At 51.5% G+C, this 17,506-nt stretch carries 17 protein-coding genes; 5 read left to right on the forward strand and 12 right to left on the reverse strand.

The genetic code is table 11. From position 1 onward, the window contains the following. Window positions 1-10 precede the first annotated feature (10 nt). Window positions 11-1,279: a diaminopimelate decarboxylase gene (gene lysA / locus JK216_RS09165; protein WP_212711545.1), complete on the reverse strand. Its 1,269-nt coding sequence runs from the start codon at window positions 1,277-1,279 to the stop codon at window positions 11-13. Between the two features lie 193 nt (window positions 1,280-1,472). Between lysA and JK216_RS09170 the strand changes: the two genes are divergently transcribed. Next, complete coding sequence (locus JK216_RS09170; RefSeq protein WP_212707717.1) at window positions 1,473-2,411, forward strand: LysR family transcriptional regulator; 939 nt, start codon at window positions 1,473-1,475, stop codon at window positions 2,409-2,411. On the opposite strand, the gene JK216_RS09175 is transcribed toward JK216_RS09170, so the two are convergent. After that, window positions 2,405-3,571, reverse strand: coding sequence for an MFS transporter (locus JK216_RS09175; RefSeq protein WP_212707716.1), 1,167 nt, complete (start codon window positions 3,569-3,571; stop codon window positions 2,405-2,407). The two genes, JK216_RS09170 and JK216_RS09175, sit on opposite strands and share 7 nt — an antisense overlap. Before the next feature lie 510 nt (window positions 3,572-4,081). Between JK216_RS09175 and JK216_RS09180 the strand changes: the two genes are divergently transcribed. From JK216_RS09180 to JK216_RS09195, 4 genes are read left to right on the forward strand one after another with little or no spacing between them, the layout of a single operon-like run. After that, the gene (locus JK216_RS09180; RefSeq protein WP_212707715.1) at window positions 4,082-4,381 is read left to right on the forward strand and encodes a PTS sugar transporter subunit IIB; all 300 of its coding nucleotides are present in this window, start codon (window positions 4,082-4,084) and stop codon (window positions 4,379-4,381) included. A gap of 16 nt (window positions 4,382-4,397) precedes the next feature. Next, window positions 4,398-5,684, forward strand: a complete 1,287-nt coding sequence (locus tag JK216_RS09185; protein WP_212707714.1) for a PTS sugar transporter subunit IIC — start codon at window positions 4,398-4,400, stop codon at window positions 5,682-5,684. A gap of 16 nt (window positions 5,685-5,700) precedes the next feature. After that, window positions 5,701-6,036: a PTS lactose/cellobiose transporter subunit IIA gene (locus tag JK216_RS09190; RefSeq protein ID WP_212711576.1), complete on the forward strand. Its 336-nt coding sequence runs from the start codon at window positions 5,701-5,703 to the stop codon at window positions 6,034-6,036. Next, complete coding sequence (locus JK216_RS09195; RefSeq protein ID WP_212707713.1) at window positions 6,036-7,427, forward strand: 6-phospho-beta-glucosidase; 1,392 nt, start codon at window positions 6,036-6,038, stop codon at window positions 7,425-7,427. The genes JK216_RS09190 and JK216_RS09195 overlap by 1 nt, the downstream gene beginning before the upstream one ends. Before the next feature lie 344 nt (window positions 7,428-7,771). Here JK216_RS09195 and JK216_RS09200 read toward each other — a convergent pair whose 3' ends face one another. From JK216_RS09200 to JK216_RS09245, 10 genes are all read right to left on the reverse strand, one after another. After that, entirely contained in the window at window positions 7,772-8,938 is a 1,167-nt protein-coding gene (locus JK216_RS09200; protein WP_212707712.1) for a nucleotide sugar dehydrogenase, read from the reverse strand. Between the two features lie 183 nt (window positions 8,939-9,121). Beyond that, window positions 9,122-9,583, reverse strand: coding sequence for a DUF986 family protein (locus tag JK216_RS09205; RefSeq protein WP_212707711.1), 462 nt, complete (start codon window positions 9,581-9,583; stop codon window positions 9,122-9,124). Window positions 9,584-9,633: 50 nt separating this feature from the next. Next, the gene (locus JK216_RS09210; RefSeq protein ID WP_212707710.1) at window positions 9,634-10,482 is read right to left on the reverse strand and encodes a PTS mannose transporter subunit IID; all 849 of its coding nucleotides are present in this window, start codon (window positions 10,480-10,482) and stop codon (window positions 9,634-9,636) included. 12 nt (window positions 10,483-10,494) lie between these two features. After that, entirely contained in the window at window positions 10,495-11,292 is a 798-nt protein-coding gene (locus tag JK216_RS09215; protein WP_212707709.1) for a PTS mannose/fructose/sorbose transporter subunit IIC, read from the reverse strand. Window positions 11,293-11,342: 50 nt separating this feature from the next. Continuing rightward, on the reverse strand, window positions 11,343-12,326 hold the full coding sequence (gene manX / locus JK216_RS09220; protein ID WP_212711544.1) for a PTS mannose transporter subunit IIAB: 984 nt from the start codon (window positions 12,324-12,326) through the stop codon (window positions 11,343-11,345). 405 nt (window positions 12,327-12,731) lie between these two features. Next, entirely contained in the window at window positions 12,732-13,907 is a 1,176-nt protein-coding gene (manA, locus tag JK216_RS09225; protein ID WP_212711543.1) for a mannose-6-phosphate isomerase, class I, read from the reverse strand. Window positions 13,908-14,409: 502 nt separating this feature from the next. Continuing rightward, entirely contained in the window at window positions 14,410-14,928 is a 519-nt protein-coding gene (locus tag JK216_RS09230) for an iron transporter (RefSeq protein ID WP_212707706.1), read from the reverse strand. A 347-nt stretch (window positions 14,929-15,275) separates the two neighbouring features. Beyond that, window positions 15,276-15,767 carry a type VI secretion system tube protein TssD gene (gene tssD / locus JK216_RS09235; protein WP_212711542.1) on the reverse strand — a complete coding sequence of 164 codons (492 nt, stop codon included), beginning with the start codon at window positions 15,765-15,767 and terminating at the stop codon, window positions 15,276-15,278. A 20-nt stretch (window positions 15,768-15,787) separates the two neighbouring features. Next, the gene (locus JK216_RS09240; RefSeq protein WP_212707705.1) at window positions 15,788-16,114 is read right to left on the reverse strand and encodes a DUF1493 family protein; all 327 of its coding nucleotides are present in this window, start codon (window positions 16,112-16,114) and stop codon (window positions 15,788-15,790) included. Next, window positions 16,108-16,572: an STM2901 family protein gene (locus JK216_RS09245; protein ID WP_212711541.1), complete on the reverse strand. Its 465-nt coding sequence runs from the start codon at window positions 16,570-16,572 to the stop codon at window positions 16,108-16,110. Before JK216_RS09245 ends, JK216_RS09240 begins: the two co-directional genes overlap by 7 nt. Window positions 16,573-17,506: the final 934 nt, after the last annotated feature.

The following is a 17,506-nucleotide window of genomic DNA, read 5'->3' on the forward strand; positions in this document are numbered from 1 at the left end:
CGGCCGACGATTATTCGCCCGCGGCGTCGGATTCCAGCGCCAGTAATTCACCGATTGTCTGAGCCCGGCGGATTTCACGTACTTTCCCGCCGCTAAATAACACTTCCGGGATCAGCGGGCGGCTATTGTAGTTCGAGGACATCGAAGCCCCGTAAGCACCGGTATCATGAAATACCAGATAATCGCCGACCTTCGCCGCGGGTAACCAACGCGGTTCAACCATCCCCCCTTCCCGCTGGGTAAAGACATCACCCGATTCACACAGGGGACCGGCGACAACCGACTCACACAACCGGGTGGTATCCGGCGGGCTGCCGTCGGCAGGCATCAGGGAAATTTCATGGTAGCTGCCGTACATCGCCGGACGCATCAGGTCACTGAATCCGGCGTCCACCAGCACAAAATGGCGGCTGCCCATCTGTTTCACGGCCCGCACCTGGCTGACCATCACGCCTGACTGGGCGACCAGAAAGCGGCCGGGTTCAATTTCCAGAGTCACCGGATGGCCGAGATGTGCGGCAATCCGCTGACGGGCTCCGTCCCACAGGCTGAAATAGTGGGCCGGGTCTATCTCATCCTCTGCATAATGGTAAGGCACCGACAGACCACCGCCGGCAGAAATGGCCGGTACATCGGCGCCGCTGCTGATCACCTGACTGACCATGGCATCACACACCTGCTGCAGGTGCTGATAATCGACACCGGAACCGATATGCATATGCAGACCGGCCAGCGTCAGCCCCTTATCCTGTACCACCTGTAATGCCGCATCCAGCTGCTGATACCAGATACCGTGTTTACTGTTCTCGCCACCGGTATTGGTTTTCTGGCTGTGGCCATGACCAAAGCCGGGGTTAATCCGCAGCCAGACCGGATGACCGGCAGACACCGCCGCCAGCTGATGCAGCATATCCACAGAACCGGCATTGACCGGAATCTTCAGTTCTGCCACCCGCTGCAATACGGCGTTATCCAGCACATCGGCTGTAAACACAATATCGTCACCGCCGGCCGGATAACCGGCCACTAACGCCCGTTCGATTTCCCCGAGAGAAACTGAGTCAACTTTTACCCCGGCAGCACGCATCAGCCGCAGAATATGAATATTCGAGCAGGCTTTCTGGGCAAAACGGATCACGTCAAAATCCGTAAGCCGTGCAATCTGGCGGCGGATCACATCGCCGTCGTAGGCCCAGAACGGCCCCTGGTAGTGTTGTGCCAGTGGTAATAAATTATCCCGGTTAAGGGCGGTATCGGTGGTGGTTAACGGGCGTGGCATAAGTTCGCTTCTCCTGTGCTGATACAGACAGTAAGCCACAGACCATGCATATTGAAAAATATCATTTCATCTGTTATCTATTCATTTCTGATATGGATAGTTGCGCCGGCTGCCGCGCCCGCTACGCTCTCAGCCACCGCCACTCACTCTCCCCGCTCTGCCAGCAGGTACACGGGTACGGACAGATACACTGATGCAAAAAATAACCTGGCGGCAGATTGAAATTTTCCACGCCATCATGACCCGCGATAACCTGACCCGGGCCGCTGAATTTCTGCATACCTCTCAGCCCACACTGAGCCGCGAACTGGCTCGCTTTGAACAACAGCTGGCGGTCAGCCTGTTCAGCCGTATCGGCGGCCGTCTGCAGCCGACGGTGCAGGCACTCAGGTTATTTGAAGAGGTGGAGCGCAGCTGGTACGGCATGGAAAGAATACGGGAAACGGCCGAAGGCCTGGGTGACTTTCATCAGGCCGAACTCTCAGTCGCCTGCCTGCCGGCTTTTTCCCAGTCACTGCTGCCCGCCCTGTGTCAGCCGTTTCTGGAACGTTACCCGACAGTCAGTATGAATATTATTCCCCGTGAATCGCCGTTACTGGAAGAGTGGCTGTCGGCGCAGCGTTACGACCTCGGGCTGACGGAAACCCGCCAGCGTCCGGCCGGGACCGAGCTGCTGCCCTTGCTGACAGTGGACGAGGTCTGTGTGCTGCCGGAACAGCACCCGCTGGCGGCACGCAGCCAGCTGACCCCGCAGGATTTTGCCGGGCTGCCGTTTATCAGCCTGTCAAAAGATGACAGTTACCGTCAGTTACTGGACAGCCTGTTTCGTGAACAAGGGGTCAGCCGCATGCTGCGGATGGAAACCCACAGTGCGGCTTCGGTCTGTGCCATGGTAAAAGCCGCTATTGGTGTGTCGATTATTAATCCTCTGACGGCACTGGATTACACCGGTCACGGCGTGGTGATGCGACGGTTCAGTATCAGCGTGCCTTTTACCGTCAGTCTGATCCGGCCGCTGCACCGGCCAGCCTCTGCCCTGACCGGCAGTTTTGTCCGTCATTTACAACAACAGGCGGGGATATTTACCCGGCAGATTGAACAGCAACTGCAACCGCCCGCGCCAGCTTACTGACGCAGTTCACGCGGGCTGTTATCGGCCGCTCCACGGAAAGTGATCACGGCGGTCAGCAGACCGGCGACGGCCAGCACCGCGGCCACAACCGGCACTGAGGTCAGGCCAGCCCCCTGACTGATCACTACCCCGCCCAGCCAGGCACCGATAGCGTTACCGAGATTAAAGGCCGAAATATTCAGGGTCGATACCAGGTGCGGTGCTTCCTTCCCGTGACGTACCACGTTAATTTGCAGGGCCGGTACGGTCGAAAAAGTGGCTAACGCCCAGATAAACAGGGTGATCTCTGCCAGCCAGAATCCGCCACTGGTCCAGCGGAACAGCAGCGAAAACAGCGCCATCAGGGTAAAACTCAGCAGTAAACTGAAAGACAGTTTACGATCGGCCAGCCAGCCGCCGAAAATATTCCCCAGGGTCAGCCCCGCACCGACCAGAAACAGGGTCCAGCTGAGCCCGCTTTCGCTGAGCCCGGTCACCTGTAACAGTAACGGGGCAATATAGCTGAACAGAGCAAACATCGCCGCGGCAAAACAGACCGTCATCAGTAATGATAACCACAGCCTGCCGTTGTTCAGGGCTGCAATCTCACTCACCAGATTGACCGGTTTTTCGTCACGGTTGACCGGCAGACTGAGGATCAGCCCGATAAACGCCAGCACCCCGATGCCGCTGACCGCCCAGAAAGTAGAACGCCAGCCATATAACTGCCCAAACCAGGTCCCGAGCGGCACCCCCAGCACATTGGCCAGCGTCAGCCCGGTAAACATTAAGGCCACAGCCGATGCCTGCCGGCCCGGAGCGACCAGGCTGGCAGCCACCACCGCCCCGATACCGAAAAATGCGCCGTGACACAGGGCGGTCACAATACGCGCTACCATCAGCAGGTGATAGTCAGAAGCGGTGGCACACAGCAGATTACCGGCAATAAAAATCAGCATCAGTAGCAACAGGGTTCGCTTACGTGGTAACCGGGCGGTCAGTAATGCCATTACCGGCGCACCTATTGCCACCCCCAGCGCATAACCACTGATCAGCCACCCGGCCGAAGGGATCGACACATGCAGGTTTTCTGCCACCCCGGGCAGTAATCCCATAATAACAAACTCGGTGGTTCCGATAGCAAACGCACTCAGCGCCAGAGCCAGTAACGCAACGGGCATACATACTCCTGTGATAATGATAGAAATTCCCCGTGTGGCAGCAGACAAGCCCGGGGAACCGTCAGATAACACTAAAATGTGATACAGATCAGTTAAGCACAGCCGTACCACAGATCAAATAGCGGTTACGGCAAAGCATTATTGCAGCGAGTGCAAAAGTCTGCCCTGCCTGCTCGGTTGTGTGCCCCTGCCAGCGGCTTTACAGGCCTGTTAACTGCGGTGACCGGCACATATCCGTCTGCCGGTTATCCGCACTATTACTGTCTTAAAAAGAACAGAGTAATAAAAATAAAATGTCAGAAATCAACCGAAATTAATAACACAGCATGTAATTCAGACAGGTTAAATAAATCAATTACAGTCCCCGGATAAATATCATTACCAGACATAAGAAAATAAAATATTTCTCCGCGTGTGATTATACGCACAATATAGAATTACCGGCGCGTGTATAAACAGCAACGGTGACTGTTTATTCAGGATGAATGTCCATTGACTCAGGGATGGTTTATGAAAAATATACTGCTGTGTTGTGCCGCCGGAATGTCGACCAGTATGCTGGTCACCCGCATGCAAAAGTATGCCCGTGAAAATCAGATCGATGTTTATATCAAAGCCATCAGTATCAATGAATTAGATGATAACCTTCAACAGACTGACTGTTGCCTGCTCGGGCCACAGGTAAAATATAAACTGTCGGAAGTTCAGGAAAAACTGGCACCTCTTAATATTCCCGTCTCGGTGATTGATGCAATGGACTATGGAATGATGCGCGGTGATAAAGTTCTGCAATCAGCATTAGCCATGTAATTCAGCCGGGGGACATATGGATATTAATCGCATTTTTTCTGCGCTGGAAAAAGTAATGCTGCCGCTGGCGGCAAAAATATCTGCCCAGAGACATATCATGGCTATCCGTGATGGTTTTATTTCCGTGATGCCATTTATGATTATCGGATCCTTTGTGCTTATATTTGCCTACCCGCCATTCTCTGAACAGAATAACTTTTTTATTGCCCGTGGCTGGCTATATATTGCCGCAGAATATAAGCAACAGCTGCTGACGCCCTATAATATGACCATGGGGATAATGTCCGTCTATATATGCCCGGCGATTGGTTATGCACTGGCCCGCCATTACCGGATGGAAGCCCTGAACACCGCATTACTGTCACTGGTGGCTTTTTTGCTGGTCTGCAGCCCCCTGACCGACGGTGTGATGTCTGCCAGCTATCTCGGCGGTTCCGGTATCTTTACCGCGATTATTGTCGCGGTCAGTGTGACAGAAATATCTTACTGGCTGCATAAACATAATATCGGTATCCGGCTGCCGGAGCAGGTGCCGGATAATATCCGTAAATCCTTTAACCAGCTGATTCCGTTATCTCTGATACTGCTGCTGTTATTCCCGATCAGCCTCGCGGTGCAATCCCTGAGCGGCATGCTGATCCCTCAGGCGATTATGGACCTGTTCAGCCCGCTGTTATCCGCCTCTGACTCACTGCCGGCGGTCATTATTGCGGTACTGATCTGTCATATCCTGTGGTTTGCCGGGATCCATGGCGCCAATATTGTCGGCGGCTTTTTACAGGCATTCTGGCTGACGAACCTTGGCCTGAATCAGATGAATATTGCCGGCGGTCAGGCAGCAGAGAATATTTTTGTCGAACCTTTCTGGTCGTTTTTTGTCACCCTCGGTGGTTCCGGGGCGACTATCGGGCTGGTGCTGCTCTATCTGCGCAGCAAATCAGCCCATCTGCGGGCTATCGGTAAAATATCGCTGGTCCCGTCGCTGTTTAATATTAACGAGCCGGTGATTTTTGGCTCACCTATCGTGATGAACACCCTGTTTTTTATCCCTTTTACCCTCACGCCAATGGTTAACGCCATTATTGCCTGGTTTGCCATTAAGTACGGACTGGTGGCCCATATCATTTCCCTCGCCCCCTGGACCTCTCCCGGCCCGATAGGCGCAGCCTGGGCAACCGGCTGGGATATTAACGCCGCCTTACTGGTGGTGCTGCTGACCTTAAGTTCAGCCCTGATCTACTACCCGTTCTATAAGCTTTATGAGCGCAGTTTACTGGCGGCAGAAACCGTCAGCGGAGAATGATATGGAAAGAACTGATATGGAAATAGATGAAGAGACCATTATTAACCTGATCCTGTGCGCCGGAGAATCGAAATCCTGTGCCATGGAAGCCATACGCGCAGCCCGCAACAGCCAGTGGCAGCAAGCAGACGATTTTCTGCAACAGTCCGGCGCGGCGGCCAGTCAGTGTCACAATATGCAGACCCGGCTGATCGGCGAGGACGAAGGTGCCGGCAGGGTGCCGGTCAGCCTGATTATGGTGCACGCCCAGGACCATATTATGAATGCCATGTTATGCCGTGAAATGGCCGAAGAGATCGTCGCGTTATACCAGAAGTTTTATTCACTCAACTCACAGAGAAAGGATGCCTAATGAAAATAGTGACTATCGGCGGCGGTTCCAGTTATACCCCGGAACTGATTGAAGGACTGATTCTGCGTAAAGATAAACTGCCGGTGAAAGAGATCTGGCTGGTCGATATTGAAGCAGGACAAGAGAAGCTGGAGATTGTCGGTAATATGGCCCGCCGGATGATTGAGGCTGCCGGGCTGCCGTGGCAGGTCCGGCTGACGCTGGACCGTAAAGCGGCCCTGAAAGATGCAGACTTTGTCACCACCCAGTTCCGCGTCGGGCTGCTGGATGCCAGGCTAAAGGATGAATGTATCCCCTTAGCCCATGGTTACCTGGGCCAGGAAACTAACGGTGCCGGGGGCATCATGAAAGCCCTGCGTACCATTCCGGTGATCCTCGATATTATTAAAGATATGCGTCAGCAGTGCCCCAATGCCTGGCTGGTTAACTTTACCAATCCGGCCGGAATGGTCACCGAGGCGGCTATCCGTTACGGCCAGTGGGAAAAAACCATCGGCCTGTGTAATGTCCCGTTCAGCCATATTGAACAGGCCACCAGCCTGCTTAATCAGCCGGAAGACGCTCTGTTTTTTAAATTTGCCGGGTTAAACCACTTCCACTGGCACCGGGTATGGGACAAGCAAGGCACCGAACATACTGCCGGTCTGCTGGAGGCCATCTACGGTGGTCAGCAGCTGAATGAAGGGCTGCGTAATATTCATCAGATCCCGTTTAATATTGAGCAGGTCCGTCACCTCGGTCTGCTGCCCTGCGGCTACCACCGTTACTATTATCTGGAACAGCAGATGCTGGAACACGCGGTAGAGGATTTTGCCGGTTATGCCACCCGTGCCGAAGTGGTGAAAGCCACCGAGCAGCGGTTATTTGAACTGTATAAAGATCCGAACCTGAAACAGAAACCGGCCGAGCTGGCAGATCGTGGCGGCGCTCACTACAGCGATGCCGCCTGTGACCTGATTGAATCAATTTATAATGACAGCCGTAAAATGATGGTGGTCAGTACCCGTAACAATGGTGCACTCAGCGACCTGCCCTATGACAGTATTGCTGAGGTGTCCTCTGTTATTACTTCCCACGGGGCTGAACCCCTCAACTGGGGTACGTTCCCGCCTGCGGCACGCGGTATGTTGCAGGTGATGAAAGCCATGGAACAGACCGTGATTGAGGCCGCGGTCAGTGGCGACTATGGCGCGGCACTGCATGCCTTTACCATCAACCCGCTGATCCGGGCCGGTGATAACGCCAGACAACTGCTCGACCAGTTACTCTATGCCCATAAAAAATATCTGCCCCTGTTCAGTGATGATATTGCCCGTATCGAAGCCACCCAGGCGGACGATACCCGGTGTGTTGATCAGCTGCTGGCGGATCGCAGACAACATCAGGGCTGAGATTGCGGTGACGGTGGCAGTGGGAGATACGGCCACCGCTGAAGACTAAGTAAAGCAGCAGAATAAGCAGTAAGCAGTAAGCAGTAAGCAGTAAGCAGTAAGCAGTAAGCAGTAAGCAGTAAGCAGTAAGCAGTAAGAAGTTAACAGTCATAACACCTGAACACACTTTCAGTTGTGACGTTAAACCAGCAGTCAGCGCCTTCAACCGGATGACACCAGACCAGCAAGGATGCTGGCAGGCAGACAGACGGGCAACTGCGGCGTAATTGAGGGAGTCAAAGTAAAGCCCCGCAACCAGTGGCTGCGGGGCTTTCTTTATGGCTACGGATGAATATGGCTACTGATTAATCACTGCCAAATAAATCGCGGGTATAGACCTTATCGCTGACATCTTTCAGCTCATCAACCAGCCGGTTGGCGACAATCACATCACACTGCTGTTTCAGTTCGTTAACGTCGTGGGTCACCTGCGAGTTAAAGAACAGCGGTTCGTCGAGTACCGGTTCATAAACCATCACTTCCACCCCTTTAGACTTCAGGCGTTTCATAATGCCCTGTACCGCCGAGGCACGGAAGTTATCGGAACCGGCTTTCATCACCAGCCGGTAAATACCGACCTTTTTCGGGTGACGTTTTAAAATACTGTCGGCGATAAAATCTTTACGGGTACGGTTGGCATCAACAATCGCGCTGATAATGTTGTTCGGCACATTGTGATAGTTAGCCAGTAACTGTTTGGTATCTTTTGGCAGGCAGTATCCCCCATAACCAAAAGACGGGTTGTTATAATGGCTGCCGATACGCGGATCCAGGCCAATACCTTCAATAATCTGACGGCTGTTTAAACCGTGATGCTCAGCATAGCTGTCCAGCTCGTTAAAATACGCAATACGCAGGGCCAGATAAGTGTTGGCAAACAGTTTAATCGCTTCTGCTTCTGTATCGTCCGTAAACAGTACTTCAATATCCTGCTTCTCGGCACCGGCCACCAGCAAGGCAGCAAAGGTTTTACCGGCTTCGGTCTGGCTGCCGACCACAATCCGTGACGGGTACAGATTGTCATACAGTGCACGGCCTTCACGCAGGAACTCCGGAGAGAAAATGATATTATCCACCCCCAGACGCTGTTTCAGGGCACGGGTAAAGCCGACCGGAATGGTCGATTTAATCACAATCGTCGCCTGCGGATTAATCGCCAGCACATCACTGATCACCGACTCAACACTTTTGGTATTAAAGTAGTTGTTTACCGGATCGTAATCGGTCGGGGTCGCGACAATCACAAAATCAGCGCCCTGGTAAGCAAGGGTCTTATCTGTGGTGGCTGTGAAGTTAAGCTGTCTGGTCGCCAGATAAAGTTCGATCTCTTTATCAACGATAGGTGAGATTTTCTGGTTTAATTTATCGACCTTGCTCTGGTCAATATCTAACGCCACCACTTCATTATGTTGTGCCAGCAAAATACCATTCGAAAGCCCGACGTAACCGGTACCGGCAATAGCAATTTTCATAGTCCATACATCCATTGAGTAAGCGTAAAACTGCCATACTCTGCGTAGCTCAGGCAGAGTGGAATAATGACAGCTATTGTGCCGTCCGCAGCGGCAACCACCAAACAAATAATGAGATTTTTTCTGCTTTTAGGAATTGGGAGGTATCCGCCGCGGGGAAAGGAATGGCTAAAGTAGCACCGCTTAGTCGCTGGTGGCAATCATGGTGCGGTAAATATGTTCAAGATCATCAATATTACGTACGCGGATCAGCAGATTACGTGATGCCAGACGAATAACCAGCACCCCGTCTTCTGACAGACGGATATTATGAATGGCGCGATAAGGGATAAACAGCGAGCACAACCAGAACCCCTGAGGCTTAAGTAACAGTGCCGGACGCCGCAGCCACACCAGATACACCCCGGCCACCAGCAATACGGATAACAGCCAGCCGGTCAGGGGCTCACCCGCAGAATTGATATTGTTGTACAGCAGAATCGCCAGCAGCCCGATAAAAATAGCCCCGTCAATCCGCTTACTGCGCAGCAGACTCACTTTCAGCAGGGTCGGCCCTTTCAGCCAGCCGGTGATGATCTGATCAAATAGCAGCCAGCCCAGCAGGCAGACACTCAATAACACCAGTACGCTGTCGGTCAGTGACATTTCTCACTCCTCAACGGCGGGGGCAGCCATCGCCCCCGCCCTGTCTGCGATTACATTCCCAGCAGGCCGGCCGCATAACCGGCAATACCGATAACGAAGAAGCCGATAATGATCCACAGCGCATTCACTTTTTTGCGCAACAGCCACATACAGCCAAACGTCAGCAGCAAAGGCACCAGCCCCGGCATTAACTGGTCGAGAATGGTCTGTACCGTGGTGACCTGCTCAGCCCCGTTCGGGTCGACCACCGTCGACACCACCAGCGGTATATTGACATGGGTCCACTTATTCACCAGCGCCCCCATCACAAATAACCCGAGAATCGATGCTCCTTCGGTCAGTTTTTGCAGAAAGCCACCGCCCATATCTTTTACGATATCGACCCCTTTGCGGTATCCGTAAGAAATACCATAGTACAGAGTCAGCAGACGGACGGCATTAAACAACACAAAGAACAGCAAAGGACCGAGCAGGCTGCCGCTCATGGCAATCCCTGCGCCCAGAGCCGCGAATACCGGACGGACCGTTCCCCAGTAAATCGGGTCACCTACCCCGGCCAGCGGCCCCATCAGGCCCACTTTAATGCCGTTAATTGCCGCATCATCAATCGCGGCACCATTGGCACGCTGCTCCTCCATCGCCAGGGTTACCCCCAGTACCGGGGCCGCCATATACGGATGGGTATTAAAAAACTCCAGATGACGCCGGATTGCCTGACGGCGGTCATCGTTATTTTCCGGATACAGGCGGCGTATCGCCGGTATCATCGAAAAGCAGAACCCCAGCGCCTGCATACGTTCAAAGTTCCACGACCCCTGAAACAGGTTCGAACGAATAAAGACGCCACGGATATCACCGGGGGTGAGCTTTTTCTCTGTCGGACGGGTTGTATCAACCATTTCTCTCACCTCTTAATCTAATTCGTTATCAAGATCGTTATTACCCGATGCCGCCACCGGGGCCGCAGAACGGTTATATTTGGGGCTCAGCTGGATATAGAGTACCGCCATGACTGCGCCGATAACGCCCAGCGCCACCAGGTTGAAGTTGGTAAAGGCAGCCGTCACGAATCCGAGATAAAAGAAAGGCATCAGATAGCCGGCACGCATCATATTGATCACCATCGCGTAACCGACAACCACAATCATGCCACCGGCAATATTCAGGCCATTGGTCACCACTTCCGGAATCGCATTCAGCATCGACTGCACTTCACTGGTGCCGACGGATACCGCGACAATCAGTGCCGGGATAGCGATACGCATGGCCTGCAGCAGTAACGCCGACACATGGATCCAGGATAATGCGCTCAGATTGCCGTTATTGGCCGCTTTATCGGCCGCATGCTGGAAACCAACGGTAATAGTACGCACGATAATGGTTAATACCTGACCGGCCGCCGCCAGCGGGATCGCCAGCGCAATACCGGCCCCGATCCCCTGGTGACCGGCAATCACCAGAATGGTCGAAATAATCGATGCCAGTGCCGCATCGGGGGCAACCGCCGCCCCGATATTCATCCAGCCAAGGGCAATCATTTCCAGAGTACCGCCGATAATAATGCCGGTTTTCATATCGCCGAGCACCAGACCGACTAAGGTACAGGCCACCAGTGGCCGGTGAAACTGAAACTCATCCAGTATTGATTCCATACCGGCAATACAGGCAACGATGAATATCAGTACAATCTGAAGTGTGGTTATCTCCATTGTACTTCTCCTGTGAGGTTAAACTGATAAGACGACAGACTGCCGGGCAATCACTGGCCCAGTTTGCCGATAAGATCCATCATTTTTACTTTCTGATCGGAAGAGACCTTACGCACTTCCAGCTCAATCCCGCGACTATTGAGCTTTTTAAAGGCCCCGATATCCTGCGCATCGACCGACACCGCATTGGTGACCTGGGTTTTCCCCTGGCGGAACGCCATCCCCCCGATATTAATACTGGTAAATTTCACCCCGCCTGCGGCCAGACGTTCGACATCCGTGGGATTGGTAAACAGCAGCATAACCCGCTGGCCGGCATATTTAGGATTGTTATAAACCCGCAGCATTTTGGCGACGTCCACCACATGGGCCGTAACTCCCGGCGGGGCCACCTGGGTCAGCAGTGTTTTGCGCACCTGATCGGCGGCCACCTCGTCACTGACCACAATAATGCGCGACACATTGGTTTCTTTGGTCCAGCGGGTCGCCACCTGTCCGTGGATCAGACGGTCATCGATACGAGCCAGACCAATCACCATATAATCACTGTCACTCATCGGCTTTTGCGGAGCCGGTGCGGTGGCGGTTTTCACCGGCTCAGGGCTGGCAGGGGCAACGGCGGGGGTGGCCGTTTCTGGCTGAAATTTCAGTGCCCTGACCCCTTCACGTCCGGTTTCCAGCGCGATCGCCACCAGTTCATTAAATGCCGGGTTATCGTCCCGTGCCATAAAGGTTTCCACCAGCATCGGCACATTGACTCCGGCAATCACCTCATAGTTTTCTTTCTCTGTTACCATCCGGCTGGCCGCATTAAACGGACTGCCGCCCCAGGTATCCACCAAAAATAACACGCCCTGGCTGGTCTCCAGTGCTGCTAACCTCGCGGTATATTTTTCGATTAAGGTGTCAGCATTCTCACCAGGGACAAAGTCAATCCAGCCGACATTATCCTGCTCACCTAACAACATTTCTGCGGTTTTCAGCAATTGTTCTGCCGCCCAACCGTGAGTACCAATGACAATAGCAATAGTCACTTGCTACCTCCCGTATCAACTACATCTTTCTCAAAGGTCCTGCATCTGCAATGGTCAGGATAAAAACACGCAAATATCAGGAAAGTGTATTCGGAAACAGAGTTATTTTATTCCCTAAAAAAAATAAAATATGTGACGGGACTCAGTAAAACGAGGCGACCGGCGCATCACGGAGATGAATAATTATTATTTAAAATAATATATTAGCCTCAGGTGAATATATTATTTCACACAGGTTAATTAAAATCATACTGCCCGGCAGAGCACTCAGCTACTGACAATGCGGCAGATCATTTTTTTATAACTTTGATTTAAATAAATTAAAATTTTTCATTTTCCGGGTAACCGGTATTGATAAAAATATAGCACAGGGAAAAAACTGTGCGCTGCCGGTAAAGTAAATAATTAATAAATTTCACAATACGCCCCGGCCAGACGTCCGTCGCCGCTGACCAGTAAGGGCCGTTCGCTGGCGCCAATAAAGGCTGACTGTCCGGCGTGAAGGCTCAGCTGCTGCCCGGCGCACTGACACAGGGCCTCGCCCTGCAGGCAGAATACAATCAGCGGTCCGCCCCATGACAAGGCGCAGGGCAAGGCCTGCAACTGATGCACCGCGAAACTGAAGTCACTGACCGGTACCGGAAAACTAAATTCATCCTGCGAAACAACCGGAGTGACACGCAGCTGTTCCGGGTGACTGACAGTGAAATCAACATTCGCCAGTAACTCAGTAATATCCATATGTTTATGTGTCAGTCCGGCCCGCAGTACATTGTCAGAATTGGCCATCACTTCCAGCCCGCAGCCGGAAAGATAGGCATGGGGCGTGCCCGCATACAGAAACATCGCCTCTCCGGGCTGCAGCTGCACCACATTCAATAACAATGGCATAAACAGTCCCATATCCTGCGGATAATACTGCTGCAGTTCACGCACTACCTGCCATGCCTCACCGGGTAAGTGAGCACTGACTTCTGATAAGCGACGTACCGCCCTGGCAGCATCCTGTCCCTGCATCCCCAGCAGACCGGCAAACAGCGCTTTCAGCGCCTCTGTCCCCGGCCGGGCGACAAAGGCGGCAATCAGCGGATCCGTACCAGCCAGCGGGGTCAGTAATCCGGCAATCTGCCGGGGCGAGCGGAAGCCGTTTATCGCCCGAAAAGGCGTCAGGGCATAGAGTAATTCCGGTTTATGGTTAGGGTCTTTGTAATTACGTAACGGTGAGTCATGGGGAATGCCGGCCTGTTGCTCACGGGCAAAGCCCTGCTCTGCCGCCGCTTTATGGGGATGCACCTGGATGGACAGCGGACTGGCGGCACAGAGTACCTTAAACAGAAACGGCAGCCCCGAAAAACGCCGCGCAACCTCGGCCCCGAGCATTTGCTGCGGATCATCACGGATAACATCGGCCAGGCTGATTTGCCGGCCCGCGGTGATTATTGACGAACTGGCATCGGGGTGGGCCCCCATCCATAATTCGGCCATCGGCTGACCGGCTGAATTTTCAATACCATAGAGTTCTGTCAGGGCGGTTTTACTGCCCCAGTCATAATGCTGGATGATATTAATTAAACGGTTCATCAATTTTCCTTTTGCTGTCTGCAGACCGGAGTGCGTGAGAAATATAAATCATAGCCCGCAATAAAATGACGCTTTAAGAGAGTTAAGCATTCAATATGGGATCTGACTCAAGCATTGAAAAAATAAAACCAGAAGCGCATTTTTTGTATCTTCCGAACGATTGATTAATTATTTATTGGTAAACATTAGGTTATATCGCAATAAATAATCCGCGCGAAAATCTTCACATTGATTTAACTGGTTTTTATTTTTCCTCTGCCCGGGAAATATAATAATCATCATCAAAGATATTTATTATTAAGCAGGCTATAAATATTTACCACCGGCCAGGCCCTCAGTGCAGAGCGCTGTCATCCGCTACTGATTTACAGCCGGCAGTATGATCAGTACACCGCCCTCAGAGAAGGGTTGCGGCAATCAGCGGGAAAAGTGCGGTTAAGCAGCACGGACGGACAGGATTCGGGAAAGGTGACGGCAGGCCAGTGCGCCTGCCGTGCGCCGATTATTGGGGGTAACGGAAGGTAAAGGTTTCGGTAAAGGGGGCAAACCAGCGCGGAATTCCGGTGGCTTTATCAGTATGGCGTGCATAGCCCTGTTCATCCGGGGCGTTATATTTCAGGGTGACTTTATAGGTACCCGCGCCGGCCATTTTTACGCTATGGGCATAGTGCGCACCATCGTCAGCAGACATCGGCAGCAACTGACCGAATTCAAGGAAATGGCTGTCACCCTGTTTCTGTACCACATAATCTACCGACAGATAGGGGATCCACTCCCCTTCAGAAAATCCCCATTGATTATTTTTGGTCGCATGGACATCGGTTTCCAGATGAATAACATCGTTACCCATCACCATCGACTCCGGTGACGGACTGGTTTCGATATTCAGCAGATAAGATGAGGCAATCTGCATTCCCTGATGTTCAACTGGCCCGCCAATCGGATACTCTTTGGCCAGCACTGTCGCCGAAAACATCACCGACCCCGCGGCCACACCAATAAGTAATTTTGAAGATTTCATTCTGCTTATCGCTCCTGACAGATTACTGCCTGCGGCCGCACCATGCACCCGCCATAACGATTAATCTGGACGCGATATTAATGGTTGTAAATGTGAATCATTATCATATTAATAATTAATTACTAAATATCACTAAACCCTGAATCTCGAGACATTTTGTTATCTGTGATGTTATCAGCCACGACTGGCGACCGGCGGGTAAAACAGGTTGTCGGGCAGTGTGATGCTCTTCAAACCCGGCAATTTTCCGCTCACCGGGACTGGTTAGCGCGGGTAACGTCGTCCTGTGCTTAGCGGTCTGTCAGTCTCTGAAATTCTGCGTACCTGCCAGCAACTACTGATAAAGGCTATGCCTGTGCCGTCTGGCGCTCATTCCATGCATCATGTACCAGCAAATTGCTCTCTTTGTACAGATGGGAGATCTTCTGGTAGCTCAGTGCGACTTCTTCCATATGGCCTGTCCCCGGACATCCCCGCGTGTCATACATGACCGGACCGACCGAAATAACCCTGACATTTTCCAGAGTGATCCTGTAATACTCCACTTCCTGACCGGCATCATTGATATGATAAAAACGGAACTCTGCGGATTTTAGCGTCTGGCCTGTTGCTGCCGCTTTAAACAGATAAGGTGAGGCGCTATCGAGCTGTTTGGTGAACTGAAAGGGAGAGTGCTGACGAGTGCCGGTCACCTTGCCTGTCATCGGGTCAGTGGGCAGGGTTAATCCGTGATGCAATCCGGTTAATTCCATGCTTGATTCACGATCGTGAACGTCAGATGAACCACGGATTATCGCCCCGCCATCATCCGTTAAAAATAAATGAACAGGTTCTGCCATTATACCCCCCTTATGTAGCGTTAATCGAATAGCCAGCGCCCGGCCTTTGCTGATTCAACCAGCATACGGATAGTAAAGTCAGGGACCGGTATCAGTGTTTTTTTTGCGAAAGGATTCAGGGACAAAGTGCCCGGTGGATAGTAGGTTTCAATTCTGAAACTGCCCCGTTCAACGTTAAATTGTGTGAAGAAATCATTCATCAGATCTTCAGCTTCAAGTTCATCAATACCCAGATCAGTATCAAGATCGGTTTCAGGCATTAATATCACCGTCTTAAGGTTGAAAAGATAAGTACCGGCATACGGCCGTACCAGCATATAAACCCGTTGCACAATAGTTTCTACCATAACTTATCATCGCCCCGGGCTATCGTATTGTAGTCACGCACAGTCAGATAAGTGATTTGTGTGACATCTGAAGCCAGAATAATTATCCCAAATAAAGGTATTGAACGGCCGACAAAGGGTGCAAGATTACGCACCATCACACAACGCGCTGTCCATGGTGTATAGCCTCCCAGCCAGGTAGGTAACGAGATACCGAAAGGAAATTTTATTTTCCCGAAAACGGCTCTGGCCCCCCTCGATGCATAAGATGTACCTTTGATAGCATTAGCCGGTTTAGCTCTTGTCACCAGGTTGTTTCTCCCGGAAACAATAGCGACAACGGCCCCGAAATCAGCTATACCGATACCGAATTGCCTGGCTGTATTCTCACAAAAAATCATGAAGAATAGTTCCGCGGCAATAATATTTGGTTTACCCGCATAAAAATATGTTCCATTCAGCTGTTCGACGGTATCCATTGACCATCCTGTTTTAAAAGGTTAACTTTACTGCTAATATCATATTCATTATTTAAGTAACAGCTATACCTGATAATATTCTGACACCAGAACTATTACTGGCTGTTATAAGTTATCATGCTTAAATGACACGCCTGTAAATTTTATAAACGCTCGTCACCTGAGAAATAATCACAGGACTGACAGAATACCGGCAACTGATAATAAAAGTAACTGGCCGTGTCACAAAAATGAATATTTAATCTCTGAAATAAAAAATAAAATTATTGTCAAATAATTAAGTCACTAAGATATTCAGGGAGTAAACAGATACCAATTGCCCACCGTGATAACAGGGTACAGGCAGCAAATCGATACCAGAGAGAACTGGCGGCTGAAATTAACCGGAGGGGGGGTGAGAACTGCCCTGGCGCTTAGCGGAGACAGAAGTATAGCTAAAAAAGAAAAATCCAAGGTATAAAATAAGTCACAAAGTCAATGCTGCTTAGAAAAAATAGAATAAAAGTATTATATGCGGAATGAGAAAAATGGCAGGAATCTAGAGATAGTGAAATAACGTGAACCCATTATAACTCAGTGACTGCAAAACAATTTAAATATATTCTGCCAACATAAAAATGGAATTGGCAGATAATTTCAGGAAAGAAAGAAAGAAAGAAAGAAAAAAGCCCCGTGCGTAATGCAAGGGGCACTGATTACTGAGTATAGCTGAGGAATGATTTTAGATAATACTGCCTGCCAGTCAGAAACAGGGGTGTATTCTGAAACCTTTACAGGGGAAGTAATGAATAAGCCGGACGCTGTGCAGGTGTCGGATACTGGTCGGCAGTAATACAATTAACATCATGTTACCGGGCGGGGGGGGGGGGGGGGGGGGGGGGGGGGGGGGGGGGGGGGGGGGGGGGGGGGGGGGGGGGGGGGGGGGGGGGGGGGG

The sequence above is a fragment of the Tatumella sp. JGM94 genome (genome assembly GCF_018257595.1).
Classification (GTDB): Bacteria; Pseudomonadota; Gammaproteobacteria; order Enterobacterales; family Enterobacteriaceae; genus Tatumella; species Tatumella punctata.